The following is a 24,351-nucleotide window of genomic DNA, read 5'->3' as shown; positions in this document are numbered from 1 at the left end:
AGGTCAACGGGAAGTGGCGTCTCGTAACCGGAAATCTGGTTACGATTCGGTGCCGCGTGGTCCGGCGCATGCAGTCACCAGCGCCACTGCAGGTTCACGGTCAAATGGGATTACCGCGACATTCGCAGCTGAAAGTCCGACATCCGGGCCCGCCGGGTTCGGCGCCAGAAAGCGATCGTCGTGTCCGGCCACAGGACTGTGTTGCGCCCGGAGCGAGGGTCCTGGTACCAGCTGCGGCAGCCGCCGGTCTGCCACACGGTGCCGGCCATCCGTGAATCGAGCCATTCGTTGTACGAGTCCTGTACTTCCGGCCGGACCTCCACGCACTCCGCTCCTCGCCGCCGGAGCCTGCGCAGGCTGTCGACGATGTAGCGGGCCTGCGACTCGATCATGAACACCTGCGAGTTGTGGCCCAGCGCGGTGTTCGGCCCGACCATCAGGAACATGTTCGGGAATCCGGCGACGACGGTGCCGAGGTAGGCCTTGTTCCCCTCGCTCCAGGCCTCGGCGAGCGTGCGGCCGTCGCGTCCGGCGATGTCGATGCGCACAGTGTTCTGAGAGTCGAACCCGGTGCCGTAGATAAGGACGTCGGCGGTGGTCTCGGCGCCGTCCGCACCGACGACGGCGTCGGCCCGAACCCGGGCGACTCCGCCCTGGTGCACGGTGACGTGCGGCTTCGACAACGCGGGGTACCAGTCGCTGGAGATCAGCAACCGTTTACAGCCGATGGTGTAGTCCGGCGTGACGATCTCGCGCAGTTCCGGGTCCGGCACCTGCTTCTTGATCAGCCGTCGGGCGAGCGCCGCGGTCTGCTCCATCGCGGCCGGGTCGCTGACGAAGCCCGCGGCGCGGTTTTCGTGGATCCAGAACAGCCGCTCCCGCACCCACCATCGGTAGGGCGGCAGCCATCGCGCCAGCCTGCGGTGCCGCTCGTCGAAGGGCCGGTCGGCCTTGGGGACGATCCACGGCGGGGTCCGCTGGAAGACGGTCAGGGAGGCGACCTGATCGACGATCGTGGGGACGAACTGGATGGCGCTGGCACCCGTCCCGATGACCGCGACCCGCTTGCCGTTCAAGTCGACGTCGTGCCGCCAGTTCGCCGAGTGGAACACCGGCCCCCGGAAGGTCTCCACACCGGGCAAGTCCGGGTAGGCCGGATGGTGCAGGGGCCCGACCGCGCAGATCAGGAATCGCGCGCGGTAGCTGTCCCCCGTCGAGGTCAGGATTTCCCAGCGGGCGTCCGCCTCGATCCACCGTGCCCGCTGCACGCGCTGCCCGAACCGGGTGTGGTCGATCAGGCCGCGGCGCCGGGCGACCTCACGCAGGTAGTCCAGGATTTCCGCTTGGCCGGCGAAAAGCCGGGTCCAGTCGGGTTTCTGGTCGAACGAGTAGGAGTAGAGCGGCGAAGGGATGTCGCAACCGCAGCCCGGGTAGGTGTTGTCCCGCCAGGTTCCGCCGAGGTCGTCGGCTTCCTCGAGGATCCTGAAGGACCGGATGCCGGCCTTGCCGAGCATCGTCGCGACGCCCAGCCCGCTGAATCCGGCGCCGACGATCACGACGTCGACGTCGTTGACGGCCGGTACCTCGGCCTCGGCCGAGGAAGTATCAGCCGCGGAAGTCATCGAACTCCTTCGCCGGTGGCGGCCGCGTCCTCGACGAGGCGGCGTTTGAGGACTTTTCCGGAGGGGTTGCGGGGTAGTTCGCCGACGAAGCGGATTTCGGCGGGCACCTTGTAGTCGGCCAGCGCGCCGGCGGCATGGGCGCGCAACGACGCCACGCTCGGAGTGCGCCCCGGCCGCGGGACCACGACCGCCCGCACCCGTTCGTCGAAGATCGGGTCCGGCACCCCGACGACGGCCACCTCGGCCACGTCCGGATGGGTGGCGAGGACGTTCTCCACCTCGAGGCTGTAGACGTTCTCGCCACCCCGGATGATCATGTCCTTCAGCCGGTCGAGGACCCGGACGAACCCGTCGGCGTCGATACTGCCCACGTCGCCGGTGTGCAGCCAGCCGTCGACGAAGGTCGAGGCGGTGGCCTCAGGGTTGTTCCAGTAGCCGCCCGCGACCACCGGCCCCCGGACGCACAGTTCGCCGACAGTGTCGCGCACATCCCGGGGCCGCCCACCTTCGAGGGAAACGGCGACCTGCACGCCGGTGACCGGCTTGCCCACCGTCTGGGTGCGGCCGAGGTACTCCTTGCCTTCGGTGTAGGTGACGATCGAGGTTCCTTCCGTCAGGCCCCACACGTTGCCGAGGGTGAGCCCGGGAAGCTGCCGCGCGACCTCCGCGGGAAACCCCTCGGGCACCGCGGAGCCGCCCAGGACGAACAACCGCAGCGCGGACAGATCCGCGGCGGTGTCGGCCGCCTTGAGCAGGATGAGCCTGAGCATCGCGGCGACTCCCGCGAAGAACGTGACTCGCTCATGGGTCATCAGCGCCACGGCGGTCTCGGCCTTGAACGCGGGGGTGAACACACAGCACGCTCCCGCGGTGAAGAAGCCGATGAACTGGGAGACGGTGCCGGTCGCGTGGAACATCGGCGCCGCGATCAGCGTCCGCTCGTTCGCGGCCGCACCGAGCCGTTCCCGGACGGTGCGCGCGTTGAACAGCAGGTTCGCATGTGTGTGCATGGCCCCCTTGGGTCGGCCCGTCGTCCCGGATGTGTAGAGCAGGTGGGCGACGTCGTGCGGAGCGCGGGCACACCCGGGCAGGGTCGCGGGATCGACATCCTCGGCTGCGCCTGGCTCGGCCGTGAGAAGGTCCGCGGTGACGATCCGGTCGGCGAGCGCCGCCGGCACCCGGGCGCCGAGCGTGTCATCGGTGACGATCACGGTGGCACCGCTGTCGTTCAGGATGTGATCGAGTTCCGGCTCGGTCAACCGGGTGTTCACGAGCACGACGATCGCGCCGGCCAATTGTGCGCCGCAGTACCCGATCGCGTACTGCCAGCCGTTGGGCAGCAGGATCGCGACCCGGTCGCCCGGCGCGATACCCCGGGCCAGCAACCGGACCGCGACGGCTGTCGAGTGGCGCAGGGCCTCCTGGTGCTTGAGCCGCACGGGTCCGTCGACCAATGCCTCGCGAGCAGCGTGGGCACCGGCGACCTCGACGAACCGTCCCGCCACGTTGGTCGCCGTCATCACGCTCGCTCTTGGAGAGCCATGTCGCGAAGGGGCTCGTCGCCGTCCCGCAGGATCTCGGTTTCGATCCGGCGTCCCGTGACCGGGCACAGGTACTCGCGGTACCGCACGGTGTAGCCGGCGCGCGTCTCGTGTGTCGAGAACTCAGGCCCCAGTTCCCGCACCGGGCGCTCGAGCACCGCACAGCCGTCCTTGTAGTTCGCGGTCACCGGCGCGAGCAAGGCGCGGCCGGACGCGGTGACGAAGTGCCACGCCCCTTCGTGCCGGACCAGTGCGAGCTCACCGCCGAGCAGGTGCAGCTCAGCCGACTCGGGTGCGGTGTGCACGCCGTCCGGTACGGTCGCCGCGGCGAGGCGGTCTCGCAGCAGCTGAGCTCGCCGCGAGGTCGTCGCCGGCGCGTCGACCTCGCCGCCCGAGCGGAGCACCACGCCGTAGACCCGGTCCGCGGCATCGGCGGGCAGTGCACCCGCGGCCACATCCGCGGCGACCGAGTCGGACTCGCGGGCCAGCGGGTCACCGAAACCGGTCGCGTTGGCACCGGTCCATTCCCACACCCCGTCATCGCCGACCATGAGCGCCGGGCCCTTCGCCTCGACAGCCGCCTCAGCGCCCCCGATGGCGTCGAAGTCCTGAGGGATCACGCCGGCCTCGAACGACTTGCGGACGTCCGAGCCGTGCTTGAGCCGGAAATGCCCGACCGACCCCGGATTGGCGCCGAACGCACCGACCACCTTGGGGAACGACTCGTCGATGTAGACCGCCGCGGCCAGACCCGGGACCCCCCACGGGATGGCGGCCTCGAGGAACCCGCGGCCACCGCGGAACTGCCCCGCACCGTCGGCGCCGCCCGGAAGTGCCCGCCGGTAGAGGTAGAGCATCGGCCACAGCAGTTCGAGCTCCTCCACGTTGCTCGCCGTGCCCTCGGGGATCCAGAAATGACCGCCGAAATCCACGCCGTCGCCCGCCGGAGACGCCGCCAGCGAACCGATCATGTTGTTGGCGTTGGTGCCGATGAACTGATTTCCCTCCGCCGTGACGCCACCGGAGATCATCGCGTAGAACGCGGGGTGAGCCGGCCCGATCGCGAGCCCGGCGATCTCCGGCTCGGCGCACGCCAGCATCTTGCCGATCACGGTGCTGGCCAGGCTGATCAATGTCTCCATGGTGTACATCCCCGCCGGGCTGACCGCGGCGGGGAAGTCCGCGCAGGACAGCGTTCCGGGGACCGGCTCGAAATGCACCCGCCGGTAGACCCCGCCGTAGGCACCGGCGAGATCCGAGGTCAGCGACGCCGTCAGGGCAGCCAGGAAGGCACCGGCGAACCCCGCGTAGGCGACGTTGATCGACCCGGTCTGCGGATCGGTGCCGCGGTTGTCGACGTAGAGGTGCTCGCCGACCTTCCGCACCGTCGTCTGGTAGACGTACGTGGCATTGTCGCCCGTGTGCGCGGCCTCGGCGTACATGCGGTGAGACCAGGTGCCGTCGGGGATCTTCGCCAGCCGCTCCGCGACGGTTCGCTCCCCCGCGTCCAGCACGCGGTTCATGACGGCCTTCACCGTGTCCGCGCCGTAGCGCTCCAACAGCTTGGTGATCTTCTCCACGGCCACGAGGTTCGCCGAGATCGCCGCGCGCAGATCCATGTGCACGTTCGTCGGAACCCGGGACTGGCGCAGGAACATCTGTTCCAGATCCGGCCGGATCTTCCCGCGGTCCACGAGCTTGAACGGCGGGAAGGCGGGCGGGTCGAGGAAGATATCGGTGGCGTCGACGCAGAAGCTGCCCATCACCGAGCCACCGACGTCGCTGTGGTGCAGAACGTTGGAGACCCAGCAGAAGATCTCCTCACCCACGAAGACCGGCGCGGCGACAACGGCGTCGGGCTGGTGCGGCGACCCGACGAACGGGTCGTTCGAGACGTACATGTCCCCCGGAGCGATGCCGGGGTCCTCGGCCCGGTTCTCCAGGACCCACTTGATGGTCAGTGACTGGGAGTTGGAGAAGTACTGCAGGTACGGCCCCAGGAAGACGACATCGCCCTCCTGGGTCAGGATCGACGGCTGGAAGTCCCGCGTGATCATGGTGACCGGCGAGACGCAGAGCCGCTGCAGGGTCTGGCCGTGCTCGAGATTGATGTTCATCAGCGAATAGCGCACGACCTCGAACGTCACCGGGTCGACGGCGGCGGAAGCCGTAGTGTGCAGCTGCACGGTTGACGGCACGGTGAGCGGCTCGCTCGGGATGTACCCGCGCGCGACACCGTCCCAGACGACACCCGGGGCCTCGGGAGAGATGGGCATCAGGACTCCTTCGTGGTCGGAAGCTGCAGGCGGAGCTCGTTGCGGGTCCCGGTGGACAGGGACGCGCCGGGCGGGACGGCGATGGTCGTGTGCGCGAGCTCGACGAGCGCCGGGCCGGAGACCGTTCCGGTCACGGAACCGCGGTGCACCTCGGTCGAGGTCCATCCGCGGCCGGGCCAGTAGACATCGGCGTGTTCGACCGGGGCGGCCGGCTCGCTGTGCGGCGCGGGAATCGGGATACCCGCGGCGACCGACGCCCGGGCCCGGAACGCGAACACCTCGACGGTCTGGAACATCGCGGTCCCGCCGGAGCCGTACCGGCGCACGTACTCCGCGTCGAAATCGGCCAGCAGTCGCTTGCCGTCCGAAGGCAGCGTCACCGGAATCTCCAGGCTGTGCATCAGCTGCTCGCGGAAGCGCATCAGCGCGTCGATCTCGACGACCACGTCATCCCCGAATCCGGCCGCGGCCAGGTCCGCACGGGCGGCGGCTTCCACCTCCGCGACGCCTGCGGCAAGGGCATCGGCCTGCTCACCGTCGAACGGTGCGAGCACGCCGCGTTCGAGCTCCTTGTAGAGCACCACGTCGCCGGAGGCGATCCCGTAGGCCGACAAGGTCGATGCTCCGTTGCCCAACGGGATGACGACTTCCCGCACCCCGGACTCGGCCGCGTAGCCGAAGGCGTGCACCGGGCCCGCGCCGCCGTAGGCGTAGAGCACGTAGTCGCGTGGATCGTGCCCGCGTTCGAGCGTCTGCTGCCGGATCACCGTCGCCGCACGCATGTTGTTGATCTCCAGGATTCCGGCGGCGGTCTCCTCCAACGACAACCCGAGCTGCTCGGCCAGCCGCCCGACCGCGCCGACCGCCGCATCGCGATCCAGCGGCATCCGTCCGTCCAAAAAGGCCGCCGGCCGCAGGAGCCCGAGCACGACGTCCGCGTCGGTGACCGTGGGCTCGGTGCCGCCACGGCCGTAGCTGGCGGGCCCCGGCTCGGAACCCGCGCTCTGCGGCCCGACCCGCAGACCGCCTGTCGCCTCGTCGAACCGCGCGAGGGTTCCTCCGCCGCAGGCAATGGTCTTCACCGCCAGGTGCGGGAGCCGGTAGGTGTACTGGTCGATGACGTTGTCCTCCGCCATGACCGGCTTACCGTCGATGACCAGACCGATGTCGAAGGACGTACCGCCCATGTCGGTGGCCACGACCCGGTCGTGGCCGTACGCCTGCGCGAGGGTCGCGACTCCGGTCAGCCCACCGGCGGGACCGGAGTCGATGGTGCCCAGCGACGTCGCCGCGGCCGCCTCCGCCGGGAGGACACCGCCGTTGGACTGCATGACCAGCAGTGGCTCGGTGAGCCCGGTGTGACCGAGACGGTCGGCGAGCCGGCTGAGGTAGCGGGAGCACGCCGGCCCGACGTAGCCGTTCATCACAGTCGCGACGGTGCGCTCGTACTCGCCCAGCCGCGGCGACACCACCGCCGAACTGGACACGAACACATCAGGAGCCGCCGCTGCGAGCGCCTCGGCCAAGGCCCTCTCGTGCTTGGCGTTGGCGAAAGACCACAGCAGCGAGATCGCGATCGAGTCCAGCCGGTGCTCGGCGATCATCCGCGTGATGTCCTCGACCGCCTGCTCCGTGTCGAGGTCGACCACGACCGCGCCGGAAGCGTCGATCCGCTCGTGCACCTCCTGAATCGCTCCGGGCACAGTGATCGGCTGCGGGAGCCGGCTGCCGTGTACCGCGAAGACGTCCTCGATGGACCGGCCGGCCACCCGTCCGGATCCGCGCATCATCAACAGGGCGTCGCCGTGGCCCGCGGTCGCGACCAAGCCCACCCTGGCGCCCGCCCGCTCGAGAACCGCGTTGGTACCGATCGTCGTGCCGTGCCCGAACCGGTTGGTTCGCGCCAGCAGGGTGGCCAAATCGAGTCCCTCGGCCTCCGCGAGCCGCCCGAGCCCGGTCATCACCCCGGACACTGGATCATCCTTTGTGGACAACGCCTTCGCCGTGCGGTGCTTGCCGTTCTGGTCAACGAGGACACAGTCGGTAAAGGTGCCACCGATGTCTACGCCGATGTAGTACAAACGCAACTCCTGACTGTTGCTCCGCGGCGGCGCGATGCCGCGGCGGAGGTCGAGGGGATCAGCGGTAAAAGCCGCCGAGAGTGAGACCGGCGCCGCCGTCGAGGCGCAGGATCTGGCCGGTCGTGTAACCGGCGGCCGGGGAAAGCAGATAGAGCACCGAGCCGACCACCTCGCCGAGGCTGGCGACCCGTTTCATCGGCACCGAGGCGAGAAGCCGGTCCCGCGCCGAATCCGGCATCGCGAGCACTTTCGGCGTCGCGAACAACCCGGGCGCGACCGCGTTCACCCGGATCCCGTCGGGTGCCCACTCCGCGGCCAGGCTCCTGGTCAGGCCCAGCACCCCGGCCTTCGCCGCGGCATACGAGGCCTGACCGGGCAAACCATCCTGCGCCGCGATCGAGGCCAGGAACACTATCGAGGACGAGTCCGCCGCCGCCAACGCGGAATATGCGGCCTGCGCGACCACAAACTGCGAGAGCAAATTCGCCTCGACGTCGGCACGGAAATCCGCGAGGGGGAACGTCTTCGCCCGATGGATGGTGTCGACGATTCCCGCGCCGCAGACCAGCGCGTCAATACCGCCGAGTATTTCACCGGCCTGGTCGAGGGCGCGGCGTGCGGCGCCGTCGTCGGTGAGGTCGGCTTCGACGAGTCGCACTCCGGGCGCGCTCGTGGCGCCCGGGCGATCGATCCCGACCACGTCCGCCCCGATGCCGGCCAGCACCGAAGTGAGTTCACGGCCGAGACCACCGGCCGCTCCGGTGACCACGACCCGGCTTCCCGTGACAGGCGTCGTCGACCATCCCGAACCGAACTCCGCCATGCATGACCACCTTGTCATCCGACTCGCACCACGATCGCCCCAGGTCACCGCCCCTGCGGCAATGTCGATCGTTCGATCGACACGAACGGTATAGTGACGCCGACCACGGCGTCAATGGTTTCGGCACATATGTCGATCACTCGATCGACACAACGCCGGTGTCCGCTACCATCGCCGAACCCGGGGCCGGCGGGGCTCGACAGGAGGTGCGCGCGTGGCCAGGAAGAAGTCGCTCGACGACGGGCCTGTGCTGCGCGGGCACATCCTCGAGAAGGCCGGCCGACTGTTCTACGAGCGGGGATTCGGGTCAACGTCGATTCGGGACATCGCCGACGCGGCCGGAATCTCGTCCTCGACGATGTACCACCATTTCGCGAACAAGCAGGACGTCCTGCACGCCATAGTCTCGCGATTCATGACCGACTTCGTGGATGCCACCGTCCCGATGCTTCGCGACCGCACGGTGAACCCGACCGAGCGAATCCGGCGGGCAGTCCGCCTCCATATCGAGATCAGCGATCACCGCCGCCCCGAGCTCCTCGTGGGCAACCCGATCCGCTATGCCCTCAACCAAGCCCAGAAAGAACAGGGCATCAAACTGCAGTCCGCTTACCACGACGCAGTACGGGACACCATCGAGGACGGCTGCCGCTGCGGAGAATTCAGCGTACAAAACGTCCCGATCACGACCATGGCCGTGCTTGACATGCTCAACGGCGTCCGCGAATGGTTCGCCCCGGGAGGCCCCCTGACCCGCTCCGAGCTTGTCGACCACTACACCGACATCGTCACGACGATCCTGGGCGCACGACCGGCTCGGTAGCAGCCGCTCACCGTTCACAGGCAGTCTGCGAGTCGGCCGCAAGCCGGAAGCCGACGGCACGACGGGCCGCAGACGAGCTTCGGTCGCAGTTCAACCCACTCGGCGACCGAGCGTCTGCGCAAGAATCGCCATCAGCTCTCCTATCTCACAACGAAAGTTGCCCCTCGATTACACGAGTTGAGACTGCGCGACCCATGAGGACAACGAGCTCGACGCGACCGAAGACTTCCGACGGGCGAGGGGCACCGTGGTGATCGGCAATGCCGAGTCAAAGGCCACAGGAACGATCACGGGTAAGAAGATCCACCAAACCATCTTGAGCACCGCCTCTTCCACGCCGGGCATACGCGGCCGCCCCGTCGACGGCCGGCGAGCGGGCACCTCCGCCATCGCCACTCCCCCTTCAGTGAGCATGAAGTATAGAAGCGCGACGGACACCCGCTCCACGAGAGCGAGCCGGCTCAGGTTGACACGGCGAGCGGTGCCAACACACCGCCGGCCGGCGAGGCTGCGGGAGAATCGTCTCGCGAAAATGACGGTGGAGTTCGTCGAGGGCGGAGTGGAGGTCGTCCGGGACCGGGACGGCGGCGGAGAAGGTCTGCGGACCGGCCGAAATCCGGATGGCGCGGCAGCACCGGGCGGTGCGGACGAGCCGAGCGGGATGATCTGATCGATGACCATGGACACCGCGCCCTGTGCGGCCTAAGCGATTCTTTTCCTCGACCTCAAGGGCCGGAGGCTGATCGGCGAGCGCCGTGCTGATCCCTCGCGGCTCTCCAGGTCCGTGCTGTCCGCTACGTCGGCCCGTCGGAGGCTTCGCCGGTGGTGTCCTGGTCGAGCTTGGAGACCTGGTAGAGGGCGATAGCCCAGCCGGTTGCGGTCTGTTTCAGCAGGATGCTGAGGTAGACGTTGACCGTGGGACGGTCGGTGAAGGAGAAGTCGACGTTGAGGTATCCGAGGACGAGGTCGTCGGAGAGGCGCCTGGTCTCCAGGATCCGGTACTCGGCGGTCAGGCCGGGAGGCTGGGAGTCGTAGTAGGCGGCGACGCCGGGACGTCCGACGCTGTAGGGGTGCATTCCCTGGAAGATGGCGTCGTCGGTGAAGTGGGCGGCCGCCTGGTCGGGCTGATGCTTGTCGACGGCGGCCTTCCAGCCGTCGAGGACGCCGCGCAGGATCGTCTCGCTGTCCGCGGTGTTCTGGTTCATGGCAGTGCTCCAGGAAAGGGTGGGTGAGCGTGGTCAGTGGCCGGCGCTCATGCCGCCGTCGACGTGGAGGATCTCGCCGGTGATGGACGGGGCGTTCTCCAGGTAGATGACGGCCTCGACGACGTCGCGGGTCTCGACCATGCGGCCGACGGGCTGCAGGCCGGCGAGGAACTCGTGCATCTGCGGGTCGTGCATCGGGGTGCGGGTGGTGCCCGGGGAGACGGCGTTGGCCCGGATGCCGCGAGTGGCGTACTCGATGGCGAGGGACTTGGTGGCGGCCTGCAGCCCGCCCTTGGTCAGCGCGGCGAGGACCGACGGGACCCGGGAATCGGGGTTGTCGACGATGCTGGCGGTCAGGGTGACGATGTGCCCGCCGCCCTGGGCGAGCATCTGGCCGACGGCGAGCTGGGTGAGACGGAAGAACCCGGCCAGGTTGATCCCGGTGATGGTGGCGTAATCCTCGGCGGTGTAGTCGGTGAACGGCTTGGAGACATAGACGCCCGCATTGTTGACCAGGGTGTCGACGCGGCCGAACCGCTCGAGGGCAGCGGAGATCACCCGTTCGGCGGTGGCCGGGTCGGCGATGTCGCCCTGGACCGCGAGGACGCCCGCGTCCTCGGCGGGGGTGATGGTGCGCGAGGTGGCGACGACCGCGTGGCCGAGCTTGCGGTAGGCCTCGACCAGGCCGGCGCCGATACCCTGCGAGGCACCGGTGATGACGGCAACCTTCTGATTCATGACATTCCTCCGGATGTTCGACCGAGCGCGCACACGGGCTCGGTGACGGGATGGGATTCCTCGACTCGGCTACCGCCGTCAGTCGATAGGACGCACGCCCACCGCGGCAGGGCTAGGCGCGGCCGGCGGTGGTGTGAGCCCGTAGCGGGCGATGAGGTCCGGCAGCCAATCGGGGGTGGCGAACTCCAGTCCGTACTCGGCCGCGAGGCGTGCCATCTCCCCTTCGGCGGGCGGGCTGCCTGCCATCAGGTCGGACAGGTCGTGGAAGAACCCTTCGAAGCCGCCCGGGGCGATCACCTCGATCATCCGCGCGGGCGTCTTGCCCGCGTTCCACATCGTGTGGAGCTCTCCGCGTGGCTTGGTGATGTATCCACCCGCGCCGAGTACGACCTCGCGGTCGCCTGATCGGAAACCGATCTCCCCCTCGGTCACGATCGAGTACTCGTCCTCACGCGTGTGCAGGTGCGGAGCGACCAGTGCGCCGACCGCGAAGGGGTGTTCCACGATCGACACCGCACCTCCGGTCTCGTGGCTGAAGAGCTTGAAGACCACTCCGATGTCGCCGAGATCCCCCTCCTTTCCCTCTCCCGGTTGCAGGATCGTCAGTGGTGGAGGCGTTGTGTCGCCCATGGTGACTCCCCGGTTGTCATGGATGTGACATGCTGCCGGCGTCGTCCGGCTCACCCCGTGGCGCGGCCGGTTCAGCGGGCGCGGCTTCGCGGTCGCGTGCGAGCTGGGCGATGAAGTACTCCGGGTCGTCCGGGTCGAAATTCCGTTCGGTGGTCTCCACCGGCATGGCTGGCTCCCATCACCATGGGGCCGCGGCTTGTGCCGTCGGCCGTCGTCGTCAACTTCGATTGGTGTAGACCGAGGGGCGAATCTTTCGGGGTTCGGCGAACGATTGCCCGAAAGTGCCCTGTCGGGCGCCCATCGATCGCAACGCACCTGCTCGTGGTCGCGCGCGATCCGATCGGTGTTGCTGGAGCCCGGCCTCGGGCCAGTTCGCTGCGGCTTCCAGCGCACGGTGGGTTCATGAGCGGCGGCCGGCCGAGCAACGCAGGTGCCGCACGATCAACTTTCGGAGTTGCGCGTCTCCTCCGCCTTCTCCACGACCACAACAGCGTCGTGGAAGCTGCGTAGTTCCGCCTCGTAGAGTTCGCGCTCCGGCACGTCATCGCCTTCGGGGTCGGCGCTGTTGGCGACCTCGGCAAGTTCGAGATCGACCGCGTCGTGGAGCTTGTGGATCGTGGGTGCGGGCTTCTCGTTCATCGTTCCTCCTGAGCGTCGGCGAGGTGCTGTCCAACCCCCGGCACCTCGGGGGCGCGGGTTCGGTGGATTCGCGAACCTGGAGCGGTGGCCAGTGCGGTCTGGTTCGCGCTTCTGTCATGGTTGAGGCGCTTGATATCTCAACGTCCGGTGTCCACTTTCAGGCGGGTGCGGTCTCTGCCAAGTCGTCGTGTCAACTGGGTGAAGCGCGAACGTACTGGACTATATAGTCCACTTCATTCCGTGCAGTATGATTGTTTCAGCTTAACCCTGGTTCAACTGGACTAGAACGTCCATATCTGAGATGGACGTCACCCACACGTTTGAGCAGGCTACGGTGCCGCGGGCGATCCTGGTCCCCGAGGCCACTGGCGTCCGGGGTGGGCTCCACAGGCTGCAACGATCACTCGACACCACAGTCACCACGACAGCATCGGACTCGTCGACGCACTCACCACGATCGCATCGTCGGTGTGGCCCAGGACCGAATCTCGGCAGTCACCAGGCGCACTCCCTTCCGCACAGCGCCCCACCAGCCGCGCAAGAGAAGGCGCGTCGTGACGTCGGTTTCGGACCCCTGTCCCCGTGCCGCCAAGGGGACCGACGCCCCCCGACCGGCAGAGTGAGACAGATCCTTCTACAGACAACCGACGGATGTACAGACTTTCGTTGAAGCTTCGTCCCGTATCCGTGCCGGTTCGTCAGCTCGAACCTTCGCGAAGACGCCGCACGAAGTCGATGCCGAGCTCCTCGATTTCGTCGATCACGTACGGGTGCCCTTCGGGATCCAGTGTGAAAGCCAGGTCCCACAGGGCGCCCGTCACCTCGATGTGCAGCGTGTGGCCGAACAGTTCCCCGGGACGGGGGGCGTAGCGGGACATCGCCTGGTGGTTGCGCTCGGCGAGGACGCGGCGATAGTGGGCATGGATTTCCTGCACCTTTTCGGAGGCGCGGCGATCGAACCAAAGCTCCCGCAGGCCCGGACGTCGCGCGAAGAAAGCTTGGTACGCAACCATCTTGCGCTTGTTGAACGCGGCGAAGTCCTGTCCTTCGGAAGCGGCCTCCACCTCGTCGAGAACTGCCAGGAGGTCGTGCATGTAGGTGTCGGCGACCGCGGCCACCAGGGAATCGAGGTCTTCGAAGTAGCGATACATCGACCCGGGTGACGTCCCGGCCGCGCTGGCGATGGCGCGGACGTTCACGTCCGGGCCGTGCGGCCCCTGGGAATCGATGATCGCCGACGCGGCCGACAGGATCTGCGCCCTGTTCTTCCGCCCTCGCGCCTGTGGCGGAAGTGGCAGCTCCCAGGCATGGGGCGCCGACTCTCCCGCTGGTGCCGAGAGGCTTGCGCCGGGCTGGTCGTGGTCTTTCCGGCCTTCCCGGTCAGTCGGGGGAAATTCGAGACCCAATCGCCTGCAAAGGAAGCGCTCGGACACTTCGCGAATCTCCGCGACTACGCGCGGGTCCCCCTCGGGATCGGACTGGAAAGCCAGTTCCCAGAGGATTCCGGTGATTTCGATCCACGTTTGATAAGCCAGCGGATCGTGCGGCTCGGTCGAATACCCGTGCATTCCCGAGCGCAGGATCTCGGCCAGGCCGGCGCGGAAGTAGCGGTGGATTTCGACGACCTTCTCCGAGGCTTTCCGGTCGAACCAAAGCTCGCGCAGGCCGGGTCGCGCCGCGAAGAACTCTCGATAGATGGTGAAAATGGTGTCCAGCAGCGCACTCGGGGATTCGGTCGGGCGGGACACCCCGGCTTCGACAGCGGAGCTGAGTTCATTGCCGTATTGGGTGGCCACGGCGGCGACGATCGAGTCCACGTCGGGGAAGTAGTGGTAGATCGACGCCACGGGTACGTCGGCGGCCTCGGCGATTCCGCGGAGCGTCAGCGGCCGGCGCCCCGAGGAGGGCGCCGAATCGATCAAGAGTGCCGTGGCGCGCACGATCCGGGCATGCCGCGTCCGCCCTCGTTCCTGAGGCGGGAGGGCAACGTTCGCGGGGCTCGCCGGCGAGTTCTCAGGGGCTGTCGACACCGTCCTGACGCTACAGCCGCCGCCCCGGACGGTCGACCTGCCGGGGGCAGACCTGCCGAAAGACGTGCTTGACAGGCGTCGAGATCAAGTGCGTAAATACCGAAGCTGAACGATGTTCGAGTTCCTGCCCCGGGTCGGACCAGGGGTTCCGTTCGTGCGTTGCGTGTACGCGGCGCGCCTCAAAGTCGAGGAGAAGCGATGCTCAGCTCGAGTGACAACGAGCTACTCACCAAGGTCGGACCGGGCACCCCGATGGGGTCGATGATGCGCGAGTACTGGATGCCCGCGCTGGTGTCCACGGAGTTGCCCGCGCCCGACTGCGACCCGGTCCGCGTTCTCCTTCTGGGCGAACGCTTCATCGCGTTCCGCGACAGTTCGGGATCCGTGGGGATGCTTTCCGCGCAGTGCCCGCATCGCGGCGCTTCGTTGTTCTTCGGGCGCAACGAAGAGGGCGGCCTGAGGTGCGTCTACCACGGGTGGAAGTTCGACGTCTCGGGGCGGTGCCTCGACATGCCGAACGAGCCGGCCGAGAGCAATTTCAAGGACAAAGTCCGAGCCAGGTCCGTGCCGGTTGTCGAACGGGGCGGGCTCGTGTGGGCCTACCTCGGCTCACAGGCCGAGCCGCCGCCGCTGCCCGCATTGGAGTTCTTCGACGACGGACCGAGTGCGACGAAGGCGGTGAACGTCTTCCAGATCAACTGCAACTGGCTCCAGGCTCTCGAAGGCGACATCGACACGAGCCACTTCGGATTTCTGCACGTGGGGCACCTGGCCGACGATGCCGCGCCCGAGGGCACCTTCCTCCGCCACATGCTGGAGGACCGGGCCCCGAGGTACAAGGTGGTCGACACCGAATTCGGCTCGTCCTACGGTGCGTATCGACCTGCCGGAAACGATCAGGAGACCTACTGGCGCATCGCCCACTACCTGTTCCCGTTCTACACCATGATCCCCACCGGGCTTCTCGGCAGCTCGAAGACCGTGACCGCACGGGTGCCCCTCGACGACGAGCACACCATGGTCTACCTGGCCACCGCGGACGAGGTGCCCAGCGATCTCGCGATCGGCGCCGAGACGTACGAGAATCTCAAGCTCCTGCCGAACACCACCGACTGGCACGGCCGGTTCCGCTCCGCTCGTACGCTCGACAACGACTACGACATCGACCGTGACGCCCAGCGCAGTGGGCGCAGCTTCACCGGCCTCGACAGCGTGCCGCTCGAGGACCGGGCGATGACCGAGAGCATGGGAGGCGTCCTGGACCGCCGCCATGAACACCTCGGCAGCTCCGACGTGATGGTCATCCGCGTCCGGCGGAGGATCCTGCGAGCTCTGCGCACCTTCGTCGACAGCGGCGAACTTCCCCCCGGTGCCAACGAGCCCGACCTCTACCGGCAGCGCTCCGGCGGGGTCGTGCTGCCGACCGGCGCCGACTGGCTCACCGCGACGCAAGGACTCCGTGACGGCACCGAAAAGCCGACGACCGATCCCGCGCTGGCCGCCGGTGTCTGAGCCGAGCGAAGCCGCCGGCCGCACCTCTGGCGACGGCGCCCTCGAGCGCGCACTGTCCATTCCGTACATGATGGACGTGTCCACTCGCGAGTCCGAAAGCGGCGAGTGGGTCTGCCGCCTCGAATACCCGGAGCTGGCCGGGTGTGTCGCCGAGAGCAGGGACGCTCTCGACGCCCATGACCAGCTCGAAAGGCAGCGCGAGCAATGGCTGCGGCATCGGGTGGAGACCAACCGGGAAATTCCGATTCCGCGTCCGTCGCTGCGGTCCTGAACGGATCGACGACTCCCCGCGCGGAACTTCATTTAATTGTTTCGCTCTCGTAGCGAATCATCGGCATGCCGAAGCAAAGCCGCTTCCGGCGCCCGCGATCAGATCGAAACCCGGTACGAGAAATAGCTGCAGCCTGTTTTCACCCTCGAATCCCACCGCACCAACGGAGGTACGGTCATGATCGAAGCTTCGGCCGAGTCGAAAGATCCGACTTTGCCCCAGAGAAAGGTGAGCACCGCGCGGGTACTCGCGGCGGCGATGCTCGGCACGACGATAGAATGGTACGACTTCTTCATCTACGGCACGGCCGCCGCCCTGATCTTCTCCCAGGTCTTCTTCCCGAGCAGTGATCCGGCGACGGGCACGCTCACCGCGTTCGCCGCTTTCGGCGCGGGATTCGTCATGCGCCCGCTCGGCGCGGTGATCATCGGGCACCTCGGCGACAAGTACGGACGTCGCCCGATGCTCGTGGCGACGGTCCTGCTCATGGGAGGCGCCACCGTCGCGATCGGCATCCTGCCGTCCTACGCGGCGATCGGGATCTGGGCGCCTTCACTGCTCGTGCTGCTCCGGCTGCTCCAGGGCTTCGCCGCCGGCGGCGAGTGGGGCGGCGCCACGCTGATGGCCATCGAGCACGCACCGCGGCACCGTCGCACGTTCTACGGCGCCTTCACCCAGGCGGCCGTTCCCATCGCCTATCTCCTCTCGGCGGCGATGTTCTTCGTGCTCCAAGGTGCACTCGACCGCCAGGCGCTTCTCTCCTGGGGCTGGCGAATCCCGTTCTTGCTCAGCATCGTGGTGGTGGCCATCGCGATCGTCGTGCGCTCGGGCGTGCCCGAGAGCCCGGAGTTCGCGGCCAAGAGCAAGCGGCCGCAACGCCCGCCGCTGCTTCAGGTGCTGACCAGGTACCCCCGCTCGGTCGCGCTGACGATCGGCCTGACGATCGTGACGAGCACGGATTTCTACCTCGGCCAGGTGTTCCTGCTGTCCTACGCCACGACGAACGCCGGAGTACCGGCCTCGTCGATGCTGCTGGTGACGATCATGGGTTCGGCGGTCAACGCCGGAATGACTTTCGTGGCGGCGCGGGTGGCCGACCGGGTCGGCAACCGAGCGGTTTTCTACGTCGGACTCATCGGGTTGGCGCTGCTCGCCTTCCCGACCTACCTGATCGTCAACACCGGGTCCTTCGCGGCGATCCTCGCCGTGCGCATGCTCGGCAACGCCTTCAACGCCGCGGCGTACGCGCCGATCGCCTCGATCCTCGCCGCCACCTTCAGCGTCAAGGTGCGCTACACCGGGATTTCGCTGAGCTACCAGGTCGCAGCGGTCCTCGGTGGCGGATTCGCGCCGTTCATCGCGCAGGCTTTGCTGACCGCGACAGGATCCTGGATGGCCGTGGCCGGATACTCCGTCACCCTGTGCGTGATCAGCTTCGTGTCCATGAGCCTGCTCGGCAAGGCAGCGAAGGAGAATCGCGAGCAGGCCACGCTGCCCGCCGTGGCCTGAACCGACCGTCGCGAGATCCGGCGGGCGAGCGGTGCTCCCGCTCGCCCGCCCGGTCGACCGCCCTTGCGGCTCGAACCGCGACGTCGGCCCGCACCTCGCCGCGGACACCGGTAAATCGTCTTCTCTCCCTGAAAGGATGCTCGTGCCGCTCTCCTCGTCCAGCATCGAAACAGTTGCCGGTGGCACCGGCGTCTTCCCGAGCGAATTCAGCGTCGTTCGCCGCCGACGCGTGGCCGATGCGGTGATGACGCTCGATCTCGCACCACCGGCGGGAACGCCACTGCCGCAGTGGTCGGCGGGCGCGCACGTCGACGTGGACATTCCTCAAGCCGGACTGACTCGCCAGTACTCACTGTGCGGACCGCCCGGCGCCGATTTTCTGCGCATCGCCGTCCTGCGGGAGCCCGAGTCGCGAGGCGGGTCGTCCTGGTTGCACAGCCAGGTGGCCGAAGGTGCGACGCTTCGGATCAGTGGCCTGCGGAACCACTTCGCATTCGCCGGCAGCGGTCCGGTGGTGTTCGTCGCCGGCGGGATCGGGATCACGCCGATCCGGGCCATGATCGAGGAGGCGCGTTCCCGCGGCGTGCAATGGGAACTGCACTACGCGGGGCGCAGCGCCGAGAGCATGGCCTTCGTCGCCGAGCTCACCGCCCGCTACGGCGACCGTGTGACCCTCTATCCGTCGGGGACCCGGCGGCTCGACGTCCCAGGGCTGCTTCAGCGGCTGTCCCCGGGCACCTCCGTCTACGCCTGCGGTCCCTCCCGTCTGCTGGGCGCGATCGAGAATGCCGCACCGCCGCACGTTCCGGTGCGGACGGAACGGTTCGCCGCCGACGACATCGACACGTCTCAGGACGCGGCGTTCGAGGTCAGGTGCGCGAGGTCGGGCGTCCGGCGGACCGTTCCCGCCGGTGAAAGCATTCTGGTCGCTCTTCGCGACGCGGGTGTCCGGCAGGTTTCCCAGTGCGAGGAGGGCGTCTGCGGCTCCTGCGAGACCGCTGTCCTCGAGGGCGTCCCCGACCATCGCGACATGCTCCTGACCGACGAGGAACGCGCCGAGAACAACGTGATGATGATCTGTGTTTCCCGAGCGAAGACGGCACATCTGACACTGTATCTCTAGGCGGTTCCGGACCCCCGACCCGAACCCGAAGTCCACAAAGGAGTCGAGGTTGAACACGCTCTTCACCCCGTACCGGCTGCGGTCGCTGACGATCCCGAACCGGATCTGGATGTCGGCGATGTGCCAGTACAGCGCGGCGCCCGGCGGCGAGCAAGTCGGTGTTCCGACGGATTGGCACTTCGCCCACCTCGCCGCGCGCGCCGCGGGTGGTACCGGATTGATCCTCACCGAGGGTACGGCGGTCAGCCCGGAGGGCCGGATCAGCCCGCACGACCTCGGTATCTGGAACCGCACGCAGGTCGACGGCTTTCGCCGTATCACAACGTTCCTGAAGTCCCAGGGCACGACCGCCGGAATCCAGCTGGCGCACGCGGGCCGGAAGGCCTGTGTGGAGCGCCCCTGGGTCGACGGCGGCCGCCGCCTCGCACCGGGCGAACCGCACGGCTGGACGCCGGTCGGTCCCAGTGCGATCCCGTTCAGCGATTCCTCGACCGTCCCGCAGGCGCTGACCCGGGCGCGGATCGGCGAGATCGTCCAGGAGTTCGCGGCGGCTGCGGAACGTGCCCTGGAAGCCGGGTTCGAGGTCGTGGAGATCCAGGGCGCGCACGGTTATCTGATCCACCAGTTCCTCTCGCCGTACAGCAACCACCGCACCGATGAATACGGTGGTTCGTTCGAGGGCCGGACGCGGTTCGCCCGGGAGGTCGTCGACGCCGTCCGGCGGGTGTGGCCGGAGGACCTGCCGGTGTTCTTCCGCATCTCCGCCACGGACTGGCTCACCGAAAACCCCGACGACGACCGCGAGGGCTGGACCGCCGACGACACCGTCCGCTTCGCCAAGGAGCTGCCGGCGCACGGCGTCGACCTGATGGACGTGTCCACCGGCGCCAACGTGCCCGATGCGAAGATCGTCCGGGGTCCTGGTTACCAGGTGCCGTTCGCCGAGCGCGTCCGCGCCGAGGCCGGGATGCCGGTCGCCGCCGTCGGATTGATCACCCAGCCCGCGCAGGCGCAGGAGATCATCACCTCGGGCAAGGCCGACGCGGTTCTGCTGGCCCGCGAGCTGCTGCGCGACCCGTATTGGGCGCGCCGAGCCGCGACCGAGCTCGGGGGCGAGGTCCGGACGCCGGTCCAATACAACCGCGCACGACCGTGATGCCCTTCCGGCGGTATCGGGCTCCATCTTTCTCGACGTCCCGATCTGATCCGCACCATATCCGCACCACGAAGGAGCACCGCGATGACCGTCATGTCCGAGCACGCACAAGGCCGCGTTGCGGGCGCCACCGGAAAATCCACGGAGCCGGAAGCCCCAACGGCCAATCCGCTGGCGGGTAACCCGGGAGTCGTGGGCATCCCCACCGTCATCGCGGGCGCCGTCGGCCTCGGCCTCATCAACATCGGCGCGATGCCCGGCGGTGCCTCCGGCGCCACGCTCGCCATCCTCGGCACCTGCACGGTCATCGGGCTGTTGATCACCACCGTCTGGGCCGCGGCCCTCGGGCAGAACGCGTCCGCCAGCTTGTTCGCCGTGTTCTTCGGGTTCTACGCCAGCTACGCCGCCCTCACGCTGGGCCTGGCCCACGGTTGGTTCGGCACCTCCGTCGTTTCCGCCACCGACGCCCAGGTCACCTGGCTGTTGTCCTGGTTGATCACCATCGTCCTGCTCACGCTCGTCACCCTGCGCCTACCGTCGAGCTTCACCCTCCTGCTCGGCCTGGTGGACCTCGCCCTAGCCCTGCTCCTCGCCGGCACCATGACCGGGGCCACCGGCCTCACCCGCGCCGGCGGCGCCGTCGTGTTCGCCTTCGTCGCCGTTTCCGTCTACCTCTACGCCGACCTCATGTCCACCGAAACCGGCGGCCGTGGACTTCCGCTCGGCCGGCCCCTGCTCACTCGCTGACACCCCCGCGTGGGCCGGTGAAGCGCCCGAGAGCTTGCGCGACCTTCCGCGCGCGGCGCTCGTTCCCGGGCTCACGGGGCTTCCCCAGCACGATCCGGAGATGCCGGGCGGTCAAGCGCCGGCTTCCCCGGTACGGGCAGCCGGTTCGGCGAGGCGGTGCAACACGTCCGCGAGTCGCTCGGGCTGAGACAGGAACGGCGAGTGGTCGGAGTCGACCGCGGCGATCTCTTGGCACGCGGCGGCGCGGTGCATCGCGCGCTGGGCCGCGAGCGGGATCGCTTCGTCGCGCAGCGCTTCGACGTAGGCGCTGCGGACTGTGCCGTACGCGGTGGGCGTCAGCGACACCCGCTGGGCTCCGATTCCCAGGCTTTCCGCAACCAGCCGGCCCACCGCTTCGCGGGCGACGTCGGGCGCGCACGTGCCGAACAGGACCTCGGTGGCGTGCTCAGCCGGCAGCGTGGACACGCCGTTGGCGACGTCCCGGCGCTGGTGGCGCGCGGCCGACGACGACCGGAACTCCGGCAGTGCGGTGAGGTCGGCGAGGAGCTGGCCGTCGCCCGGTACGAACGCGCACAGGAAGACCAGCTGCGCGATCCGGTCGGGCACCTGCTCGGCGACCTGGGCGACGGTGAGCCCGCCCATGCTGTGCCCGACCAGCACCACCGGCCGCCCGGCCGCCTCGACGCGGGCCCGGACGGTCGCGACGCAGTCGTCCAGCGTCACGGTCTCGATCGGCCGGCGGCCGTCGCGGCCGGGCAGGTTCACCGCGTCCACGGTGTGCCCCGCCGCTTCGAGCAGCGGGACGATCTTCGCCCAGCACGAGGCCTGGTACCAAGCTCCGTGCACGAGCACGAAATGCGCTCCGGCGTGCTTCATGGTCCTCCTCGTCTGACGTCGAACTCGGGGGGTCTTCCTCAGTCCACCACCGCGGGCTCGGCCACGCCGGGCCGGAGTCCCCCGGCGTGGCCGAGCCGGGCGGCGACGCGGGCAGCGTCGCGAGCCGGACGGATGAAAACGATGGCCAGCACGCCCGAAACCACCAGGAGCGCCGCCACGATCAGCCACGACGTCTGCAGGCCCGCGACCTCGCCCTGGGCCGAGGCGATCCGGCCGGTGAGCGCCGGGGCGATCACGCCGGCCAGCGAGTACACCGCGCTGTACGCGCCGAGGACGCCGGCTCGCTGGGCAATCGGCGTGATCTCGGCGCACACCGTCTGCGACACCGCGAAGATCACCAGCGACAGCACGCTCAGGCAGCTGAACACCAGCTTCCCCGCCGCACCCGGAACAAGCACGAACGCCGCTTCCGAAACGCCCGAGACGAACAGGCACACGCCGGAAACCGTGCCGCGCACGTGCCGGGTCGGCACACCGCGGCGGAGCATCGCCTTCATGAGCGCGCCGAGTCCGATGAAGACCACGACGACCGCGAAACCCTGCTTCACCGCGACGAACGCGCTCGCCTGCCCCAACGACAAGCCCAGCGCGTCCTGCAGGTACAGCGGCGCGTAGGCCCCGTCCTGCACGGTGGCCCAGTTGGCCGCGAACCCGGCGAACACGGTCGCGAGGAACGTGCCGGACAGGAACACCTTGCGGTACGACGCCCACAGCGCCCGGCGTTCCGCGCGCGTTCTCGGGGCGCTGCGCCGCGCGACCGGCCGGGCGAGCGGCCCCTCCTTGCCGACGAACGCCCACACGACGCACCACGCGACGGTGATCAGCGCGGTCACCAGGAACGCCGACCGCCAGCCGTGCGCGGAGACCAGGTAGGCGATGAGCGGCGTGCCGACCAGGATGCCGCCGGCCGCTCCGCCCGCGAGCATGGAGCTCGCCACCGGGCGATCCTGGTCGGGGACCCAGTTGTACGCCGCGTGGTTGGCCAACGGAAACGCCGGGCCTTCCGCCGCGCCCAGCACGATCCGGGAGATCAGCACGGTCCCGAGCCCGGCCGCCGTCAGCATCGAGAACTGCGCGAGGCTCCACACGATCGCCAGTGTCAAGAGGATCCATCGCACCCGCAGGCGGTTCGCCGCGAATCCGACGACCAGGGCCGAGACGAAGTACAGGAAGAAGAACCCGCTCGAGGCCAAGCCGTACTGGTCGAGGTTCAGGTGGAGATCGGCGAGCATCGGCTTGACGGCCACGCCCAGCACCGACTTGTCCACGAAGTTGATGATCATGAAGATGAGGAGCACGGTCACCACGATCCAGCCGCGCAGCCGCGAACGCGGCGCGGAACCTGATGGCAGCGGTGGTGTAATCATCGTTGATTCTCCCTTGTGGTGGCCGAAGATCACGTGACGCGAGCGCGTCGAAGTCGCCTGGCGCGAGGCGCGCCAGGCGGAGGTGGTGAAGCAGGATCAGCTCTCGGTGATGACGACCTCGTCGCCGTCCCAGTCGAACTTCGCGTTCAGGCCCGCTCCCTCGGTGGCCTTGCGCAGGTATCCCACGACGTCCTCGCCGCCGGCTTCGCGGGACACGGGCACGGGCACCCCGTGCGGGTCGATCAGGCACGGCACGAGGCCGAGCCGCGACACGGCGCCGCCGCGGAGGTCGATGGTCGCCAGCATCGCCTTGCGGGACTCCGGCGGGAACGGGTAGTTCGGGTACGCCGGGTCGATGTGGTCCGCGGCGGACCCCGGCCGCTCACGCAGCCGGGAGCGCATCCGGGTGGTCAGCGGTTCACGGCGGAACGCGAAGTGCGCCTCCCACGGGAACGCGGTCACGAAGTTGCCGAGACAGTAGAAAATCGGCTTGCCCCGGTAGAACTCGACGCCCTTGAGCACGTGCGCGTGGTTGCCCAGCACCACGTCCGCGCCCGCCTCGATCGCGGCCCGCGCCACCGCGGGCTCGTAGTCGGCCAGCCGGATCTCGTTGCGCGCGGCCGCGAAATGCACCAGTCCCATGTGGATCCCGACCATCACCACGTCGCATTTCCGGCGCAGCGCACGGATCTCCTCGCGCATCGCCTCGAGGCTCCACGGTTCGGGCCACGTGTAGATCTGGGGCGGGCCGGCGGTGATCCGGCCCGGTTCGTAGTGCGTGATCACGTCGACGTAGGCGACGCCGGGCTTGGTCGGGGTGGCGGCGTTGGCCTCGACCCCGATGCAGTCGTAGGACAGCAGCCCGACGGTCGTGCCGTTCAGCTCGAGGATCGCGGGTTCGACCGCCTCGTCGATGTTGTGACCCGCGCCGGTGTGCGCGATGCCGTGCTCGTCCAGCCAGGCGAGGGTGTCGGTGACCCCGGGCGGGCCGTAGGTGTAGGCGGGGTTGCCGGCCAGGGTGACCGCGGTGACGTTGCCGGTGAGCAGGCCGCGCAGCTTGTCGGGGTGCGGCGCGGGCAAGCGGTTGTCCCACGCGGGCTGCGGGTCGGTGGTGTGCAGGAACTCCAGGTGCCCGATGACGGCGTCCGCGGCACGCAGGTAAGGGGCCGTGGGCTCGAAATAGGGCTCCGGGTCATCCTCCATGCAGAGCATGAGCTCGCCCGTGGCGATGACGCGGATCGGATCGGGAACCGACATGCGGAGCCTCCTCGCTGCGCGGATGGGCTGAGTATCAAGGCCGGCCGGGGCGGCGTCGACCAGGGTTTTCCGCCGCGTGGAAACCAGGCCGAAGGCGGGCGGCC

21 protein-coding genes are annotated in these 24,351 nt (G+C 68.5%); 7 read left to right on the top strand and 14 right to left on the bottom strand.

Going from position 1 to position 24,351, the window contains the following annotated elements:
- Window positions 1-110: 110 nt before the first annotated feature.
- From ACFY1H_RS05835 to ACFY1H_RS05815, 5 genes are read right to left on the bottom strand one after another with little or no spacing between them, the layout of a single operon-like run.
- Window positions 111-1,622: a flavin-containing monooxygenase gene (locus ACFY1H_RS05835; RefSeq protein WP_386944923.1), complete on the bottom strand. Its 1,512-nt coding sequence runs from the start codon at window positions 1,620-1,622 to the stop codon at window positions 111-113.
- Complete coding sequence (locus tag ACFY1H_RS05830; RefSeq protein ID WP_386944921.1) at window positions 1,619-3,142, bottom strand: class I adenylate-forming enzyme family protein; 1,524 nt, start codon at window positions 3,140-3,142, stop codon at window positions 1,619-1,621. The genes ACFY1H_RS05835 and ACFY1H_RS05830 overlap by 4 nt, the downstream gene beginning before the upstream one ends.
- Window positions 3,142-5,439: a hydantoinase B/oxoprolinase family protein gene (locus ACFY1H_RS05825; RefSeq protein WP_386944919.1), complete on the bottom strand. Its 2,298-nt coding sequence runs from the start codon at window positions 5,437-5,439 to the stop codon at window positions 3,142-3,144. Before ACFY1H_RS05825 ends, ACFY1H_RS05830 begins: the two co-directional genes overlap by 1 nt.
- The gene (locus ACFY1H_RS05820) at window positions 5,439-7,520 is read right to left on the bottom strand and encodes a hydantoinase/oxoprolinase family protein (RefSeq protein WP_386945929.1); all 2,082 of its coding nucleotides are present in this window, start codon (window positions 7,518-7,520) and stop codon (window positions 5,439-5,441) included. The genes ACFY1H_RS05825 and ACFY1H_RS05820 overlap by 1 nt, the downstream gene beginning before the upstream one ends.
- A gap of 58 nt (window positions 7,521-7,578) precedes the next feature.
- A complete protein-coding gene (locus ACFY1H_RS05815) occupies window positions 7,579-8,343 on the bottom strand; it encodes an SDR family NAD(P)-dependent oxidoreductase (protein ID WP_386944918.1) in 765 nt (254 codons plus the stop codon).
- Window positions 8,344-8,557: 214 nt separating this feature from the next.
- Here ACFY1H_RS05815 and ACFY1H_RS05810 point away from each other — a divergent pair, with 214 nt between their 5' ends.
- Window positions 8,558-9,166, top strand: coding sequence for a TetR/AcrR family transcriptional regulator (locus ACFY1H_RS05810; RefSeq protein ID WP_386944916.1), 609 nt, complete (start codon window positions 8,558-8,560; stop codon window positions 9,164-9,166).
- Between the two features lie 794 nt (window positions 9,167-9,960).
- Here the strand turns inward: ACFY1H_RS05810 and ACFY1H_RS05805 are convergent.
- From ACFY1H_RS05805 to ACFY1H_RS05780, 6 genes are all read right to left on the bottom strand, one after another.
- The gene (locus tag ACFY1H_RS05805; protein WP_386944914.1) at window positions 9,961-10,371 is read right to left on the bottom strand and encodes a YybH family protein; all 411 of its coding nucleotides are present in this window, start codon (window positions 10,369-10,371) and stop codon (window positions 9,961-9,963) included.
- Window positions 10,372-10,404: 33 nt separating this feature from the next.
- Entirely contained in the window at window positions 10,405-11,109 is a 705-nt protein-coding gene (locus ACFY1H_RS05800) for an SDR family NAD(P)-dependent oxidoreductase (RefSeq protein WP_386944913.1), read from the bottom strand.
- Window positions 11,110-11,187: 78 nt separating this feature from the next.
- The gene (locus tag ACFY1H_RS05795) at window positions 11,188-11,739 is read right to left on the bottom strand and encodes a cupin domain-containing protein (RefSeq protein WP_386944912.1); all 552 of its coding nucleotides are present in this window, start codon (window positions 11,737-11,739) and stop codon (window positions 11,188-11,190) included.
- Window positions 11,740-11,755: 16 nt separating this feature from the next.
- The gene (locus ACFY1H_RS05790; RefSeq protein ID WP_386944910.1) at window positions 11,756-11,905 is read right to left on the bottom strand and encodes a hypothetical protein; all 150 of its coding nucleotides are present in this window, start codon (window positions 11,903-11,905) and stop codon (window positions 11,756-11,758) included.
- A gap of 275 nt (window positions 11,906-12,180) precedes the next feature.
- Window positions 12,181-12,378 (bottom strand): hypothetical protein, encoded by a 198-nt coding sequence (locus ACFY1H_RS05785; RefSeq protein ID WP_366590568.1) that lies wholly within the window; start codon window positions 12,376-12,378, stop codon window positions 12,181-12,183.
- 698 nt (window positions 12,379-13,076) lie between these two features.
- Window positions 13,077-14,318, bottom strand: a complete 1,242-nt coding sequence (locus tag ACFY1H_RS05780; protein ID WP_386944908.1) for a TetR/AcrR family transcriptional regulator — start codon at window positions 14,316-14,318, stop codon at window positions 13,077-13,079.
- Window positions 14,319-14,606: 288 nt separating this feature from the next.
- Here ACFY1H_RS05780 and ACFY1H_RS05775 point away from each other — a divergent pair, with 288 nt between their 5' ends.
- The 6 genes from ACFY1H_RS05775 (at window position 14,607) to ACFY1H_RS05750 (ending at window position 20,726) form a co-directional block, all read left to right on the top strand.
- Window positions 14,607-15,920: a Rieske 2Fe-2S domain-containing protein gene (locus tag ACFY1H_RS05775; RefSeq protein ID WP_366588945.1), complete on the top strand. Its 1,314-nt coding sequence runs from the start codon at window positions 14,607-14,609 to the stop codon at window positions 15,918-15,920.
- Window positions 15,913-16,191, top strand: coding sequence for a hypothetical protein (locus ACFY1H_RS05770; protein WP_366588943.1), 279 nt, complete (start codon window positions 15,913-15,915; stop codon window positions 16,189-16,191). Before ACFY1H_RS05775 ends, ACFY1H_RS05770 begins: the two co-directional genes overlap by 8 nt.
- Before the next feature lie 177 nt (window positions 16,192-16,368).
- On the top strand, window positions 16,369-17,700 hold the full coding sequence (locus ACFY1H_RS05765; protein ID WP_366588941.1) for an MFS transporter: 1,332 nt from the start codon (window positions 16,369-16,371) through the stop codon (window positions 17,698-17,700).
- A 142-nt stretch (window positions 17,701-17,842) separates the two neighbouring features.
- Window positions 17,843-18,823, top strand: a complete 981-nt coding sequence (locus ACFY1H_RS05760) for a PDR/VanB family oxidoreductase (RefSeq protein WP_386944906.1) — start codon at window positions 17,843-17,845, stop codon at window positions 18,821-18,823.
- A gap of 49 nt (window positions 18,824-18,872) precedes the next feature.
- Window positions 18,873-19,979, top strand: a complete 1,107-nt coding sequence (locus ACFY1H_RS05755) for an NADH:flavin oxidoreductase/NADH oxidase (protein WP_386944904.1) — start codon at window positions 18,873-18,875, stop codon at window positions 19,977-19,979.
- 84 nt (window positions 19,980-20,063) lie between these two features.
- Window positions 20,064-20,726: a GPR1/FUN34/YaaH family transporter gene (locus ACFY1H_RS05750; RefSeq protein WP_386944902.1), complete on the top strand. Its 663-nt coding sequence runs from the start codon at window positions 20,064-20,066 to the stop codon at window positions 20,724-20,726.
- 111 nt (window positions 20,727-20,837) lie between these two features.
- On the opposite strand, the gene ACFY1H_RS05745 is transcribed toward ACFY1H_RS05750, so the two are convergent.
- The 3 genes from ACFY1H_RS05745 to ACFY1H_RS05735 all read right to left on the bottom strand — a co-directional run bounded on the left by ACFY1H_RS05745 (window position 20,838) and on the right by ACFY1H_RS05735 (window position 24,247).
- Window positions 20,838-21,602: an alpha/beta fold hydrolase gene (locus ACFY1H_RS05745; protein ID WP_386944901.1), complete on the bottom strand. Its 765-nt coding sequence runs from the start codon at window positions 21,600-21,602 to the stop codon at window positions 20,838-20,840.
- A gap of 38 nt (window positions 21,603-21,640) precedes the next feature.
- Window positions 21,641-22,990, bottom strand: coding sequence for an MFS transporter (locus ACFY1H_RS05740; RefSeq protein ID WP_366588928.1), 1,350 nt, complete (start codon window positions 22,988-22,990; stop codon window positions 21,641-21,643).
- Window positions 22,991-23,086: 96 nt separating this feature from the next.
- Entirely contained in the window at window positions 23,087-24,247 is a 1,161-nt protein-coding gene (locus ACFY1H_RS05735; RefSeq protein WP_386944900.1) for a CapA family protein, read from the bottom strand.
- Between the last annotated feature and the right edge of the window lie 104 nt (window positions 24,248-24,351).

It is taken from the genome of Amycolatopsis sp. NPDC001319, assembly GCF_042896185.1.
Taxonomy (GTDB): Bacteria; Actinomycetota; Actinomycetes; order Mycobacteriales; family Pseudonocardiaceae; genus Amycolatopsis.
The sequence above is the reverse complement of the archived record's forward strand: the minus strand, read 5'-3'. Positions and strand labels throughout refer to the sequence as shown.